The sequence below is a fragment of the Vibrio sp. 10N.247.311.51 genome (assembly GCF_041467855.1).
Classification (GTDB): Bacteria; Pseudomonadota; Gammaproteobacteria; order Enterobacterales; family Vibrionaceae; genus Vibrio; species Vibrio coralliirubri.
On sequence record NZ_JBFSVK010000041.1, the window covers coordinates 19,123 to 33,821 of the forward strand.

Here is a 14,699-nt window from a genome sequence, read left to right on the forward strand (position 1 = left end):
ATTTTTAAGGTAGGGTTATTTGGCACAGAACCTTGTGTGGTATTAGGTAATAAAATAAAAGGGATGGCGAGATATTGAGCGGTTTAGCTTAAATAGGTTGGAATGAATTTTCGGTGCCTATGAGTGGGGCTGATTTATTACTTTAAGGCTATTTGGTAGGGGAGAAACAAGAAAATAAGTTGTAGTTGTCATATAGGCTTCAATTAAGTGAAACACAACTGTCATATTCAGATTCTAAAGTAGGCCTCGTTCAAGCAAAACACAACATTACGGCAATAACGCCACTAAAGGAAATTTGTGATGAAAAAGACAGTTATCGGTGCAATCGCACTACTAGGCGCTCTAACAGTGAATACAGCTTCAGCTAAAGAAACTATCTCTGTAGTTGGCTCTAACAGTGCTTCTCCACTGGTTGAAGTTTTTGCAGAAACCTACATGAATAAAGGCGAACCAGTGTTCATCGAAATTCAAGCACCAGGTTCTTCTGCAGGCATCAAAGCAGCAAAAAATGGAAGTGCTGACCTTGGTATCTCTTCTCGTGACCTAAAAGAAGAAGAGAAAACAGCTGACCTGAAAGAGCTAGTTATCGCTCGTGACGGTATCGCAGTTGTTGTTAACCCGAACAACGAAGTATCTGCTCTTACTGCTGAGCAAATCACTTCAATCTACAAAGGCGACATCACTAACTGGAAAGATGTTGGCGGTGCTGACAAGCCAATCGTAGCAATCACTCGTGATACTGCATCTGGTACACGTGGTGCATTCGAAGACATCATGAAACTTAAGAAGAAGATTGGCGATAAGAAAGTATCGGCTATCTCTCAACGTGCACAAGTTGCAAACGGTAACGGCGCACTTAAAGTTTCTGTAGCAAGCAACCCATACGCTATCGGCTTTATCTCTCTAGGTACAGTTGACGAATCTGTTCAAGCTCTAACTATCGACGGCGCTGCTGCGACTGTAGACAACGTTAAGAACGGTTCTTACAAAGTTGCTCGTCCTTTCCTAGTTCTTTACAAAGATGGCGCTCCATCAGCTGAAACTCAACAATTCCTAGACTGGATGGTTGCAGACGAAGCTCAAGCTATCTCAGCTAAAAAAGGCTACATCACAGTTAACTAATCTTAACTGACTCAATCTTAATTATTGCTCAGCCTGCTTTAGGCTGAGCCTTTTCTTTCAACTTTGTTTATTTCGAGCTCTTATTGAGCCACAAAGTTTGAGATTTTATATATGACCATCGCAAATAGTGAAAAGCTTATGAATACTGAAGCGACTCAAATCAACAAGCCAAGTCTACGTGCTAAGAAGCGCATCGACTGGAGAGAAAGAATCTTCCACGGCTTGTTCTTATCGAGTGCTGTAATCGGCATCGTATCACTAGCCGTTATCGCTTACTTTATCGTTGCAGAGAGTATCCCTGCATTCCAAGAGGCCGGCGTTTCTGGCATCGTTCTGGGTGTTGACTGGTTACCTCCAGCTCTATTCGGTGTTGCAACCATGATTGTTGCATCGATTGTTTCGACACTTGGAGCTGTAGTTGTTGGTGTGCCAGTTGGTGTATTAACCGCTATTTTTATTGCTGAGATTGCTCCGAAGCGTCTTGCAGATATTATTCGACCAGCAGTTGAGCTTCTAGCGGGTATCCCGTCGGTAGTTTACGGCTTCTTCGGTCTAGTAATTATCGTTCCAATGATTCAGAACGTTTTCCAAGTACCAGCGGGTAACACTATCCTGGCGGGTATCATTGTTCTGGGTATCATGATTCTTCCTACCGTTATCACGGTTTCTGAAACTTCGATTCGTGCTGTACCTCGTACATACAAAGAAGGTTCACTTGCACTGGGTGCTTCGAAAATCTACACGATTTTTAAGCTACTCGTTCCTGCTGCACGTTCAGGCATTATGACTGGTGTGATTTTGGGTATCGGTCGCGCACTTGGCGAAACGATGGCAATCATCATGGTTATGGGTAACGCGCCAGCAATGCCAGAAGGCATTTTGGACTCTGCTCGTACGCTAACAGCAAACATTGCAATTGAAATGTCTTACGCAAGTGGCGTTCACGCTAACGCACTGTACGCAACAGGTGTTGTACTTCTAGTGTTCATCATGATGTTAAATGGTGCTCTACTTTATCTTAACCGTGAAAAAGCGAAGTAGGCGAGGATAAGTAATATGGATCGCGTAAAACTAAAACAAGCACGTCAAACCAAAGATAACATCCTAAAAGGTTTTATCTGGGCAGCTGCAGCTGTAACCGTTGGTTTCTTATTCTGGATTATTTGGTACATCCTATCGAATGGTCTGCAATACGTAGATTGGAACTTCATCACTGACGATTACACTCGTACTGGTGAAGAACGTGGTATTTTCCCAATGATCATTGCCACGATCTACATGGTCATTGCATCGATTGCGGTAGCCGCGCCACTAGGCATCATGACGGCGATATACCTAACTGAATATGCGAAAGTAGGTAGCCGATTGGTGAAAGTGATTCGATTCTGTACGGAGTCGCTAGCTGGTATCCCATCGATCATCTTTGGTCTGTTCGGTATGACCTTCTTTGTTTCGATTCTTGGTCTTGGCTTCTCGATTCTGTCGGGTGCACTAACGCTAAGTATCTTGATTCTTCCTGTAATCATTCGTACTACAGAAGAAGCATTGATGGCAGTGCCACAAACTTACCGCGAAGGCTCATATGGCCTTGGCGCTTCAAAAATCTACACTATCTGGCGTTTGATCTTACCAAGCGCAATGCCAGGTATCTTAACTTCGGTCATTCTTAGTATTGGTCGTGTAATTGGCGAATCAGCACCTGTATTTTTAACAGCAGGTATGGTGGCACGTGTTCCTGAGTCGGTATTCGATTCTGGCCGTACACTAACGGTTCACCTATATAAGCTGACAACAGAGCTATTTACTATCGATGAGTGGAACCAAGCCTACGGCACGGCGACAGTCTTAATCGTACTGGTTCTCTTGATCAACATGGTTACAAAACTGATTGCGAGACGCTTCAACACGGCAACTTACTAAGCTCATTAGCTGGCTCATCAATAAAGTGAGCCCCGTGATAAAGAAAGCATCAAGTTAGACACGAATTTAAGAATTTAGAGATTACGAACATGAACAAATTTGATATTGAGAACCTAGATCTGTTTTACGGCGACAACCAAGCGCTTAAATCTATCAACCTGCCAATTCCTACTCGTCAGGTTACGGCACTGATTGGCCCATCAGGTTGTGGTAAGTCAACGCTACTACGTTGCTTGAACCGCATGAATGACCTAATTGAAGGCGTTACTATCAAAGGTAAGCTGGATATGGATGGTACAAACATCTACGGCAATATTGATGTGGCTGACCTACGTATTCGTGTAGGCATGGTATTCCAAAAGCCAAACCCATTCCCAATGAGCATCTACGAGAACGTGGCTTACGGCTTACGTGCTCAAGGCATCAAAGACAAGAAGCACATTGATGAAGTAGTAGAAAGCTCACTGCGCAGTGCTGCACTTTGGGACGAAGTAAAAGATCGTCTTAAAGCACACGCATTTGGCTTGTCTGGTGGTCAGCAACAACGTCTATGTATCGCTCGTACCATTGCAATGGAACCGGATGTAATCCTGATGGATGAACCTACATCGGCTCTTGACCCAATCGCGACGCACAAGATTGAAGAATTGATGGAAGACCTGAAGAAAGACTTCACTATCGTTATCGTAACGCACTCAATGCAGCAAGCGCGTCGTATTTCAGACCGTACTGCTTTCTTCCTAATGGGAGAGCTTGTAGAGCACAACGAAACGAGTGTTATCTTCAGCGAACCAAAAGATGATCGTACTAAAGGTTACGTAAACGGTGACTTTGGTTAATTGATTATTTAAGTGCTGTGTTTGGCCTTTTAGCAAAACCAGTACGCTAACTGATACGCAGGTTAGATAATCGAATAGATCGACAGAATTATCACTATAACTATAAGCGATGGAAGTTTTGCCCCACTTTAGGTGGGGCTTTTTTATGCCTCTAAAAAAGTCACAATGTCGATGAAATTTTGGGCAGGAAATCCCATTTTTGTAGTCCTTCTCATGCTTGTGATAATGTAAAAAGTGAAATTGCGACCCGCTTAACATCTCATTTTTAGTTACATTGATTGCATATCAAGGCTTCTGTATTTTTGCTGTATTCTCAATAGCCAATGGACGGAAGCTGTGCCTGTAAAAGCCTTTGCAAAACAAATATCTGCTACGCGCGATCACCGTTTATTGGCAGAGTCTCTTTTTGAGTACTTAGCTAAAATGCTTGCTCCAAAAGGGATTGGGATATTTGCTGAGCCGATACCGGAAAGCCATTCGTTGCCGTTGTTTTGTTACGGTGAATTAACCTCTCTTGAGAATTACCCCTCTACATTTTGGCCTTGGGTTTCACAGTTCGACACCGCAGACGGTGTTTTACCTATGGCAATCAATACCTGTAACTGGGATCACATAAAAGTGCTCGGTGGGGAGTCGTTCATCATGATGCTCGACAATGCGCCTGCCTGTAGAACTTATTTAATTGTTCAAAATTGCGATGCCGAAAAGATCAATCAAACCTTCGACCAAGATCTAGATGTTCTTCAACTTGCAGCCGCTCGCTGGCAGTGTATTCGTGCTGAGAAGAACGCGGCACTTGAGATCAAACACAGAGACACACGTGAAGCTCAATACCTTGATGAGATTAAGCTTCGTGAATTGTTTGTCGAGAACATGAAGCTAGTTCATCAGGTCGCGTTAGAGCTCTCGAACCCCGAAACTTTAGATGCGCTCTATAAAGCATCAGTTGAAGCCGTACGCGATCGTCTAGGCTTTGATCGTGCGATCTTCATGTTGCTTGATATGAAAAAGCGCTGTTTTAGTGGTACTTACGGCACTGATGAAACGGGTAAAACCAACAGCGAACATCATACTCAATATGATTTACACCAGCTTGAAGCCGAATACATTGAGGCGCTGTCTGACAACCACACCAACTTAGTCATTATTGAACAAGCGCCACTCTACACCGAAGGCAAGGTGGTGGGACAGGGCTGGAATGGGATGCTTATCTTGCGTGAAGGGGATAAACCGGTCGGCTGGATTGCGATGGATAACTACATCCACCGTTCACCCATTACCAATTATCAAAAGCAGATGCTTGAGTCCTTCGGCTCGCTGCTCTCTCAGATATACATTCGTAAACGCCAAGAGCAGAACATACGGATGCTGCACTCTAGCATGGTGGAGTTGTCTCGCTGTGACAGTGTCAGTGAGGTGTGTAAGTCTGCGGTTAGTTTTGCTATTCAACACCTAGGCATCGACCGATTGGCGGTTTTCCTGACGGATAAGAATTGCAGCTACATGCAAGGTACATGGGGCACCGACATAAAAGGCGATATTGTCGACGAGTCCTACTATCGTTCAGAGCTGGTGGAACGCAACATTGTTTCAGCGGCTCGCGCTTGTCCCAATCAAGTTGCGTTTGAAGAATCAGTACCTATCTATCATGACTTTAATATTGTTGGGGTAGGTTGGACGGCCATGACCATGCTCACCACCAATACAGGTGAGCCGATTGCGTTTATCGCTGCTGATAACCTATTAACTCGCAGTCCCTTAACTTCCCAGCTTCGCGAAGTGATTCGTATCTTTGCCTCTAGCCTCGCAGAGGTGTTGCAAAGAACCATGGCGCAAGAGGAGCTTAAAAAGCTCAATGAAACGCTTGAGCAAGAGGTCAGTAAACGCACTCAAGAGCTTGAACGAGCCAATGAACAGTTGGATATCATTTCTAAATTAGACCCGCTGACGCGCCTTGGAAACCGCCGTATGTTGTCGCAAGTGTTAGAAGATTTGAACTGCGACGATCAAGGAGCGTTTGCCACACAACATGAAGTCACATTTGGACTGATCCTTGTCGACCTCGATCACTTTGGCTTGTACAACAGTGTTTATGGCCATACCGAAGGTGACGCTGCTTTACGCTCGATAGGTAAGATACTGAATAACCATGTATACAGTGAACAAGAGACTTTCTGTCGTATTGGGGGAGAGGAGTTTATGTTGTTGATGATCGGCACCAACCATTCTGAGACCAAGCGGCGAGCAGAGTCGATCCGAAAATGTATTGAAGAGGCGAAGATCCTCCATTGTGAAAGCAGTACCAGCCAGTATTTAACTGCGTCTGTCGGGTATGCCTCGATAACCTCAGACCAGCATCAATTCGATTTTGATCTGCTGTATGGCAAGGCCGACAAAGCCTTGTATCAAGCCAAAGACTCTGGGAGAAATCGAATCGTTTCTGCGTTGAAACGTAAAAAGGTCGCAGTTTCAATTTCTTAGTGCGGTATCTGTTTCTTCCTAACGTAAAAACGAATGAAGCCGTGATGATCACTATGTGGTCATCACGGCTTCGTTCTTTTCAGCTTACTTCAATTTTCTGCTCAACTAGCTTTCTGCTTACTTAGATTGCTGGTTAACTAAAGCTTTTCCAATGTGCTCTTGCGTGCTTTGCTTGTGACTCGCTTTGGTTTTTTAACTGCTTTGAGCGACTCAGAAGGATCCCATGACTGACTTGGTGAATCAGCTTCAGCATAGAGGCTCTGATTGAGCTTCGTTAGCTCAGTTTCAACCACTTCTATTGTCTCATCACTCAGATCTGGGTTTTCAGCTTTCCACTGTTCAAATAAGGTTCTGGTCATCACGCCATCTTTCGTTTTCAGCGCTTCAATAAGCGCGTCTGCCGTATCTGATTGACGTTCAACTATGTGTGTTGGTTTTGTCGTTACACCACGTCGTGACCAGAAATAGAAAGCCATCGCTGAGCTGATTAACCATAAAACAGCAAACAGAGCAGTGAGATAAGGCCAGATCCCAGGGCTATCCACAGTAACAACCGTCGGGCTTAGTTGTTGGGCGGGCGTAGCCGTAACTGGTGGAGTGCTTGACGCTGCGCGATCACTTGCTTTTACCGCTAACTCTAGCCCCTGCGCTTTACTGGTTTGTTCTGATTGCAAATCGGTGTTAAACCAAGCTTGAGACACATCAGGAAGCGAGATATTTCCAGACTCTTTCGGAATCAATACTTGCTTGTAAACAACGACAGAATCACCTGACTGAGTTGTGCCAAATTGCGGCTTCTCTTCATAAACACGTACCGATTTAGGGTAGGTGATATTCAGTTTTGGCAGCTGATGTTGAGTTAAGTTGCTAACCGTCATGGTGATGGTACGAGTTAACGAATCACCCGCTTCCATTTCAATGGGTTGGTTACCGCCTTCTAAATCATTACTATTTCCCAGTTGATTACCTTGGCTATCTGACCATTGTTGAATCAGTTTGAAATTTGATGTTGGTAACCACTCACCTTGGTAGCCTTTTGGCACCTCTTTGACGGTGACATCTAAGGTTTCAACAGGTGTATCGAGCTGGAACAGACGCGTTGTACTGGAGTTGTTGGTTGAGTAAACAACGGCTCCAGTCAGCTTCGGCCCGTTCAGCTTAAACTGTCCGGCCTTTTGTGAAGAGATACGGAAAGACTGTTGAACTACCGTCACCTCTTGTCCATTGAGAACATCTTGAAATTGCTTCGATTCACCAATAGGTTCCACATCTAAGCCCGGAGAGCTTGGTGGCGCAATTTTAGGATCTTGCAGCCTTCTTGGGTCAGCTTTAATAATGAGTTTTACATCAAGCTCTGCCACTTCTTGTGGGTACAGTGAGTCTTTACTCAGATTAAGCTGGAACTCAGCCATATCATGTTGATTCGGTGCAGCTTTATTAACGGCAACATTGATGGTGATTGGCTTGGTTTTTGCCCCTTCAATATTGAAGCTAGGAATCTGAACCTTACCCAAACGAAGAGGTGCAAGGCTGATGTTCCATTCACTTGACACCGAACGGCTACCATTGACGATTCGCATCGACGTGCCAAAGTTTGGTGTACTGACATAGAAATCCTGTTGGAGCGCTGTAAGGTCTAGAGCATTAGAAGATACCTTTTCATCGGTTGCGACTCTAAGTAGGAATACTTGATCTTTGGTGACACTGTTTTGTGAAACGCTCGCTACGGCAGTCGCCGCCAATACCGAAAAGGACGAGAAAGCGCCTAATAGCAGCGTTAGGAGTATGGATAAAAATGGCTTGTTAAGAAATCGCATGGTTACCACTTTTTGTTTTGGTTGTTAGGAGCACTTTTTTGTCGTGCTTGTAAAATCATTTGCGCTTTAAGCAGTTGGCTCGGGTCACGGGCGCTTTCTACTTGCTCAAGTTTTCGCATGTCCGGATCGCTCGACAAAGGTTGATCTGAGGTTTGTGCTACAGCTTGCTGACCACTTTGCTCGCCATCTTCTTTTGAAGCTTGTTGTGCGCTAGCACTTTGAGGTGTAGCGCCTTCTTGGTCACTCTGTTTCGGCTGGTCACTCTTACTTTGTTGACCGGCTTGCTTGTCGTCTTGTTTAGACTTTTCAGAGTCAGAGTTATTTTCAGGTTGGCCTTGAGCTGAGTTTTGGTCTTGGCTACCGCGTTGATCTTGGTTACTGCTTTGATCTTGCGACTTGCCATTGTCAGCAGGGCTTTGTTGTTGATCCTGAGAGCTTTGCGAAGAATCATTTTGCTGACCTTGCTGACCTTGCTGACCTTGCTGACCTTGCTGACCTTGTTGATTTTGGTCTTTCTGGTCTTTGGCGTCAGAATCGCCTTGCTGTTGCTGTTGCTGTTGCTGTTGCTGTTGCTGTTGCTGTCGCTTCTGGGCTTGTTCGACGACCTCTAAGTTCTTCTTCGCATAAGCATGCTCAGGGTTGCTTTCAAGAATACGTTGATACTCTTGTATCGCTTGGTCGTACTTGCCTTGTTGGGCTTGGGCGTTAGCAAGGTTGTAGCGAGCATCTTCACCAGAAAGGTCTTGCAGCGTCTGCTCTGCGGCTTCGAAATCACCGGCTTTGTATTGAGCAATGCCTTTCCACTCTTGTTGGGTGAACTGTTCAGCAGCTTGTTGGAAGTCCTCGTCCTGATACAGCTGATAGCCTACTTGATCATCGGTTTTCCACGGATTTGCAAACGCAGTATTTGGTTGGCTAAAAGAGATAACTCCAGCTAAGGCACACCAAATAACCCCTTTCCTGAATAATCCAAGTGCGGGAAGTAATAGCAAAGGCAGTAACCAGAAGCCGTTGTTAACTCTGGTGTTGAGTGAGTTGTTGGTCTTGGTTACTTCCGATGTTGTTGCAACGCGGTCGAGGTAGCTCGCGATGTGTTCAACATCTGAGTTATCAAATTGAACTTCAGTGAACGTGCCACCATAGCTGCGTGTAAGCTCGCGCATGTTCTTCAAGTTGGTTTTTGCCACCACGGTTTGTCCTGAGTCGGTTTGCAGCATCGAACCCGTAGGTAACGAGATTGGCGCACCGCTTTCAGTCCCGACGGCTAAAATCGACAATGTCCAATCGTTGCCAGAGAGTAGGGAGTCGATCTGTTTCTTCTCTTGAGCATCAATATCGTCAGCAATTAGCACTAGATCGCCTTGGTAGATATGAGCGCGAGTCATCATATCAATCGCAAGCTTAACGGCTGATGCGGCATCACCGCCTTGATAAGGCATGATATCTGGCGATAGGTTAGGGACTAGGTTCTTGATGGTGTTGATGTCTGACGTTAGCGGGCTAATGGTGTAAGCATCCCCAGCATACGCCACCATGCCTGTTAGCCCTTCTTTCCACAATGAAAGCAGATCCAGAGCCTTGTATCGGGCTTGCGTTAAACGATTCGGCTTAATGTCGGTGGCATACATAGACATCGACATATCCATGATCACAACTCGTGCCTGCGTTTTTTCAAAGCTCGGCTGTTCGTTTTTCTCGAAGCTTGGTCCAGCTAATGCAATAACGCCGACCAGCCACCAAATACCGAAGTAAGTACTGCGATTTTTCGATGGCTTACTCGATTCTGGCGCCAAGTATCGAGCGATGTGTGACGCGAGTAATCCTTGTTTGGATTGTCTCTTGCTCAGCCACCAAATAGCGGGCAGCACGGCAAGCGCCAAGAACCAATATGGGTAGATAAAAGTAAAGTTAGACATTGTTTCTCCTAATGGCTAACAGCATAAATGCGAAGAACATTGCCGCCGACAGTGGCCATACAAACCACTCTTGTTGCGGTCGCCAGATCTTAGTGGCGTTCGTCACGGGTTCTAACTGGTTGATGGTGTCGTAAATCGTCGCTAACTCTTTGCTGTCACGTGCTCGGAAGTACTGACCGCCAGTGCGTTTGGCAATTTCCATTAGTGTGCGTTCATCCAAGTCTTGAGCAGTATTGACTTTGCGCGTCATGAAGAACTCTTTGACCATCATCTCGCCAGCACCGACACCCACGGTGTAAATCGTTGCGTCGTATTTCTTTGCAATATCCGCCGCTTCTAGTGGGTCTAATACCCCGGCGGTATTACTGCCGTCGCTGAGTAGAATCATTACACGTTGAGGGGCATCGCTGTCGACAAAGGTTTTGGTGGCAAGGCCAATACCATCACCAATCGCGGTTTGAGTACCAATCAGTTTTAACACCGCTTGATTGAGTTGTTGTGAAAGCGTATCTCTATCTAGCGTAAGCGGAGTCTGCAAGTAGGCGTGATCAGCAAATAACACCAGTCCAACTCGGTCACGTTTACGACGCTCAATAAAGTCACTCAATACGCGTTTCACCGCCGACAAGCGGTCGATGTATTCGCCATTGAACTGCATGTCTTCTTGGCTCATCGAGTAGGAGAGGTCGACAACCAACATCAAATCACGATGCTTAGGCTGAAACTCCACCGGTTCGCCATACCATACAGGGCGCGCGCTCGCCGTAACCAACAGAAGCCATATAATCACGGACAACGCCTTTGGTAAGCGGCTGCTCGGTGTTTTGGTATTGCTGTCTTCTGGCAGAAATGGAAGCCTTAGGGCATTGCTTGATTCTGACTTTGGTGAGAACAAGTAAACGAGCAACGGCAGTGGCGCGAGGAAGAACATCCACCACCAAACGAACTCGATGTTTAGCAAGTCCCTGCTTAGAAACATAGTGCTTAGAAAATCACTCATAGCGACCTCGCTTAGGAGGAAGGGCTTTACGAAGCCAAGTTTCGCAATCATTAACCAATTGCTGTTGAGCCTTTTTCTGTTCGTCGTTTATTAAGGCTGCATCTTGATAGAGCGCTTGTTGCCACTGGGATTGTTTTGCTACAAATAATGGCTTCGCTAATTGCGCATCTAAGAACTCCAACCAATCATTACCAGACAAGCCTGCAATTTTTTCACGAGGGAAATAGCTCAGTGCTGCCTGACGAACGATGTCTTGAGCTTTGCTCGGAGACAAGCCATCTTGGGACTGACTATTACTAAAGTAGGACAGCGCTTCTTGCTTCGCCTGTTGATTGTTTTTTCTACGTTTTACAATGAAAAACACCAAGGCAATCAGGGCAATGGCTGTGATAATCACTGCCCACCAGCCCCACGCCAAAGGCCACCAAGTCGGTGCGTCTGGCGCAATAACCGGACTTAAATCTAAGGGCTGTTTCATGACTGAGCTCCTGATATCTGGCTCATGAGTGACTGCGCACTCGACAGCGAGCTATAAGGTATCGCGAGAGACAACCCCATCTGTTGAAGCTGCTGTTTCTTAAGCGAAAAAGCATGGTTAAGCTTTTGCTTTTCTTTATTAGAAGAGAAATTAAACCATTGAGTTTTGCTGCCATCGGTGACCTGTTTAGAACCTTTATAGGCGGTTTCACCTTGCTCTAGCGGATCGTAGAAATGCACCAGACGTACTCTGTTGTGTCGGCGAATTTGACTGATAAGTGAGTAGTCACTTTCTTGGTAACGCACAAAGTCACTGAGCATAATAATATCGCTTCCTTTAGGGCAAAGCTGGTGCAGAGATTTCAGCCCATGCTCTAAGGTCGTGTCATTATGATTGTCGTGATGAGTCAGCGCTGCATTATTGATTTCTATGACTTTTTGCAAAATATGCAACGGAGCGTGGTTGCTAGCACTGGGTTTAATCTCAATGATCTCTTGGCCAGTATCTATCACTGCGCCAATACGGTCTTTTTGAGCGACGGTTAACCAGCAAAGTTGGCTGGCAAAGTGCGCGAGTTGAACCGATTTAAGCAACAAGGTTGAGCCGAAAATCATACTGCTTGATAGGTCCAAGAACAAAATGACAGGCTGCTCTCGTTCTTCAGAGAAAAGCTTGGTATGCGCTTTGCCCGTTCTGGCTGTTACACGCCAATCAATACTGCGAATGTCATCTCCCGCTTGATATTGACGAACCTCTGAGAAATTCATCCCGCGACCTTTGCGGTTGCTCTCGTGTTGACCGTTAAGCTGCGACCAAAGGCTCTTGGCTGGAGGCAACCAACGAACAGACTGCGCTTTGTATTGCAGCAGCTCATCTAGATTTAACGTGACACCGTCACTATGGTTGGGTAGTTGATTATTCATGCGCGTATCCCTATGCGCTGCCAACCAATGAAATAAGGTGTGCGATCACTTGGTTTGCGGTGACACCTTCAGCTTGTGCATGGTAGCTGCGCAGTAGACGGTGGCGTAACACAGGGAATGCCATCGCTTGAACGTCTTGTGGCGTGACGTAATCTCGTCCTGCAAGCCAAGCATGAGCGCGGGCACAACGATCTAACGCAATGGTTGCACGCGGGCTGACACCCATGTCCAACCATTGATCAAGTTGGTCGCTGTATTGCTTGGGCTGGCGAGTCGCCATTACCAGTCTGATGATGTACTGCTCGATGGTGTCCGCCATGTGAATGTTGAGCACTTCTTGGCGCGCTTCAAAGATCGTTTGTTGCGATATCTGTTGTGGCTGTGCTGATTCGTTGCCTTGAGCCTCACCACGGTTGAGTCGTAAGATCTCTAGCTCGCTTTCCATATCTGGGTATTCAACTTCTAGGTGAAGTAAGAAACGGTCTAACTGAGCTTCCGGCAGCGGGTAAGTCCCTTCTTGTTCAATCGGGTTCTGTGTTGCCATAACCAAGAACAACTCAGGCAGCGCATAGGTCTTTCGACCGGCAGTCACTTGCTTCTCTGCCATCGCTTCCAGCATTGCCGCTTGAACTTTCGCCGGAGCTCGGTTGATCTCATCCGCTAGAATCAATGAGTTGAAAATCGGACCTGATTGGAAAGTGAACTCCCCAGTCTCAGGACGGAAGATGTCGGTACCCGTCAAATCAGCAGGTAACAGATCGGGAGTGAATTGAATACGGTGGAAGTCACCCTCAACACAATCAGCCAATGATTTTACTGCGCGAGTTTTTGCTAAGCCGGGAGGTCCTTCAACGAGGATATGACCATCCGCTAAAAGGGCGATCATCAGTTGCTTAACGAGCTCTTTCTGACCAATGATTTGAGACTCTAGATAGTTTTGAAGGACTTCGAAATTTGATTTGTGCATTTTGGACTCTCTGGGTATCCATTTGATTTTTATTTTGTGTATTGGTCACTGATTTCGAGGAAAAAGTTCCAGTACATTTGCGTAATTTATTTTTTCAAAATTGGAAAGATTTACAAGTGGTTAGCTAAAAACATCGTTAGGTTGTGATTATTACCATATCAATTGGTTTTTATATACAAAAGCTCGGCGGTGGGGAGTGGTTTGAGTTCGGTTGGATCTAAGGGCTGAGAGCTAAAATCGACTCTCGACAATGTGGTATTTGCCTAGTTAATTTATGTTCAAGGTGAATGTTTTTAATTGTTACATCATATTTGCAATTTTTTGAGAGAAAAGTCTCTAGTTTTATAGGGTGTGGCCGATACATCACTCAGATTGTGCATTGCTTGTTGGCGTGCACTAAAAAGTCCTGTTCAGGGTATACCGATAACGAGCGATTCTTTTTAAAGGTCCCACTATGTTTAAAACTAACTCTCTGAGTATCAAGCAAAAAGTTGTACTTGGAATTACCTTCGCGGTTCTCGCATCGACAGTGATTGTCGGCGCGATGGCGCAACAACAAGCAAGAGATGTATTAAGTCATCGATTGATCGATATTGAACTCCCAGGAATGCTAGAGCGAATCAATGGTGAGATTGATCGAGAAGTCTCTCAGCTATTGCTAGCTGCAGAACAAATTGCTTCGAATGAATTTATTTCTGACGCTATCGAATCGACCGATCGCGATCCGGTATTAGAAAACAAGCTGGTGAAACAACTGAACAATGTTCGTAACCAATATCAGTTGAATGATGCCTCGGTAGCGAACCGTCAAACGGCGTATTACTGGAACCAAAATGGTTTCCTACGTCAGTTAAACCAACAGCAAGATGGTTGGTTCTTTGGCTTTACGCAATCTGGACAGCCGACCATGGTGAGCATGTTCCAAGAAGCGAATGGCGAAGTGAAGATGTTTGCTAACTATCAGCAGCCTTCTGGTTTGGCGATGTCTGGTCTCTCAAAGTCGATGGATGACATGGTGAACCTGCTGAACGGTTTCAAGATTGAAAATACCGGTTTTGTCTTCTTAACCGATAGCCAAGGTGATGTGCAAATTCACCGTGAGCGATCTCGCAGTGATTCTTCACTTCAACAACTTTACGGTTCTCAAGCAAGCCAACTACTGAACAAGTCGGGCTTTAACCTAGGGAAAATTCACGTACATGCCCATATTTAAAGGCTTCGTGGCTTGTTAGGCAC

The 14,699-nt window shown here is 45.5% G+C and carries 11 protein-coding genes and 1 pseudogene; 6 read left to right on the forward strand and 6 right to left on the reverse strand.

Features of this window, described 5'->3' with window-relative positions; translation table 11 throughout:
- The first annotated feature begins 300 nt into the window (after window positions 1–300).
- From AB6E85_RS24125 to AB6E85_RS24145, 5 genes are all read left to right on the forward strand, one after another.
- Window positions 301–1,122 carry a phosphate ABC transporter substrate-binding protein gene (locus tag AB6E85_RS24125; RefSeq protein WP_048609800.1) on the forward strand — a complete coding sequence of 274 codons (822 nt, stop codon included), beginning with the start codon at window positions 301–303 and terminating at the stop codon, window positions 1,120–1,122.
- Window positions 1,123–1,233: 111 nt separating this feature from the next.
- Entirely contained in the window at window positions 1,234–2,163 is a 930-nt protein-coding gene (pstC, locus tag AB6E85_RS24130; protein ID WP_017064255.1) for a phosphate ABC transporter permease subunit PstC, read from the forward strand.
- Window positions 2,164–2,178: 15 nt separating this feature from the next.
- Window positions 2,179–3,042: a phosphate ABC transporter permease PstA gene (gene pstA / locus AB6E85_RS24135; RefSeq protein WP_017064256.1), complete on the forward strand. Its 864-nt coding sequence runs from the start codon at window positions 2,179–2,181 to the stop codon at window positions 3,040–3,042.
- A gap of 89 nt (window positions 3,043–3,131) precedes the next feature.
- The gene (gene pstB, locus AB6E85_RS24140) at window positions 3,132–3,881 is read left to right on the forward strand and encodes a phosphate ABC transporter ATP-binding protein PstB (protein WP_004732036.1); all 750 of its coding nucleotides are present in this window, start codon (window positions 3,132–3,134) and stop codon (window positions 3,879–3,881) included.
- 336 nt (window positions 3,882–4,217) lie between these two features.
- Complete coding sequence (locus tag AB6E85_RS24145) at window positions 4,218–6,362, forward strand: GGDEF domain-containing protein (protein ID WP_372144517.1); 2,145 nt, start codon at window positions 4,218–4,220, stop codon at window positions 6,360–6,362.
- A 137-nt stretch (window positions 6,363–6,499) separates the two neighbouring features.
- Here AB6E85_RS24145 and AB6E85_RS24150 read toward each other — a convergent pair whose 3' ends face one another.
- The 6 genes from AB6E85_RS24150 to AB6E85_RS24175 are packed head-to-tail and all read right to left on the reverse strand — an operon-like array spanning window position 6,500 to window position 13,463.
- Complete coding sequence (locus AB6E85_RS24150; RefSeq protein ID WP_372144518.1) at window positions 6,500–8,179, reverse strand: BatD family protein; 1,680 nt, start codon at window positions 8,177–8,179, stop codon at window positions 6,500–6,502.
- A gap of 2 nt (window positions 8,180–8,181) precedes the next feature.
- Window positions 8,182–10,095, reverse strand: a complete 1,914-nt coding sequence (locus AB6E85_RS24155) for a VWA domain-containing protein (RefSeq protein WP_372144519.1) — start codon at window positions 10,093–10,095, stop codon at window positions 8,182–8,184.
- Window positions 10,088–11,095 carry a VWA domain-containing protein gene (locus tag AB6E85_RS24160; protein WP_372144520.1) on the reverse strand — a complete coding sequence of 336 codons (1,008 nt, stop codon included), beginning with the start codon at window positions 11,093–11,095 and terminating at the stop codon, window positions 10,088–10,090. The genes AB6E85_RS24155 and AB6E85_RS24160 overlap by 8 nt, the downstream gene beginning before the upstream one ends.
- Complete coding sequence (locus AB6E85_RS24165) at window positions 11,088–11,573, reverse strand: DUF4381 domain-containing protein (RefSeq protein ID WP_372144521.1); 486 nt, start codon at window positions 11,571–11,573, stop codon at window positions 11,088–11,090. Before AB6E85_RS24165 ends, AB6E85_RS24160 begins: the two co-directional genes overlap by 8 nt.
- Entirely contained in the window at window positions 11,570–12,496 is a 927-nt protein-coding gene (locus AB6E85_RS24170; RefSeq protein WP_372144523.1) for a DUF58 domain-containing protein, read from the reverse strand. The genes AB6E85_RS24165 and AB6E85_RS24170 overlap by 4 nt, the downstream gene beginning before the upstream one ends.
- Before the next feature lie 10 nt (window positions 12,497–12,506).
- Window positions 12,507–13,463, reverse strand: a complete 957-nt coding sequence (locus tag AB6E85_RS24175) for a MoxR family ATPase (protein WP_248336140.1) — start codon at window positions 13,461–13,463, stop codon at window positions 12,507–12,509.
- Between the two features lie 454 nt (window positions 13,464–13,917).
- On the opposite strand from AB6E85_RS24175, the pseudogene AB6E85_RS24180 reads away from it, so the two are divergent.
- Window positions 13,918–14,646, forward strand: a pseudogene (locus AB6E85_RS24180) (methyl-accepting chemotaxis protein); the annotation flags it as partial.
- Window positions 14,647–14,699: the final 53 nt, after the last annotated feature.

Coding starts and splice junctions, on each gene's coding strand:
- AB6E85_RS24125 (WP_048609800.1), top strand. CDS start 301: ATGAAAAAGACAGTTATCGGTGCAATCGCACTACTAGGCGCTCTAACA.
- pstC (WP_017064255.1), top strand. CDS start 1,234: ATGACCATCGCAAATAGTGAAAAGCTTATGAATACTGAAGCGACTCAA.
- pstA (WP_017064256.1), top strand. CDS start 2,179: ATGGATCGCGTAAAACTAAAACAAGCACGTCAAACCAAAGATAACATC.
- pstB (WP_004732036.1), top strand. CDS start 3,132: ATGAACAAATTTGATATTGAGAACCTAGATCTGTTTTACGGCGACAAC.
- AB6E85_RS24150 (WP_372144518.1), bottom strand. CDS start 8,179: ATGCGATTTCTTAACAAGCCATTTTTATCCATACTCCTAACGCTGCTA.
- AB6E85_RS24155 (WP_372144519.1), bottom strand. CDS start 10,095: ATGTCTAACTTTACTTTTATCTACCCATATTGGTTCTTGGCGCTTGCC.
- AB6E85_RS24160 (WP_372144520.1), bottom strand. CDS start 11,095: ATGAGTGATTTTCTAAGCACTATGTTTCTAAGCAGGGACTTGCTAAAC.
- AB6E85_RS24165 (WP_372144521.1), bottom strand. CDS start 11,573: ATGAAACAGCCCTTAGATTTAAGTCCGGTTATTGCGCCAGACGCACCG.
- AB6E85_RS24170 (WP_372144523.1), bottom strand. CDS start 12,496: ATGAATAATCAACTACCCAACCATAGTGACGGTGTCACGTTAAATCTA.
- AB6E85_RS24175 (WP_248336140.1), bottom strand. CDS start 13,463: ATGCACAAATCAAATTTCGAAGTCCTTCAAAACTATCTAGAGTCTCAA.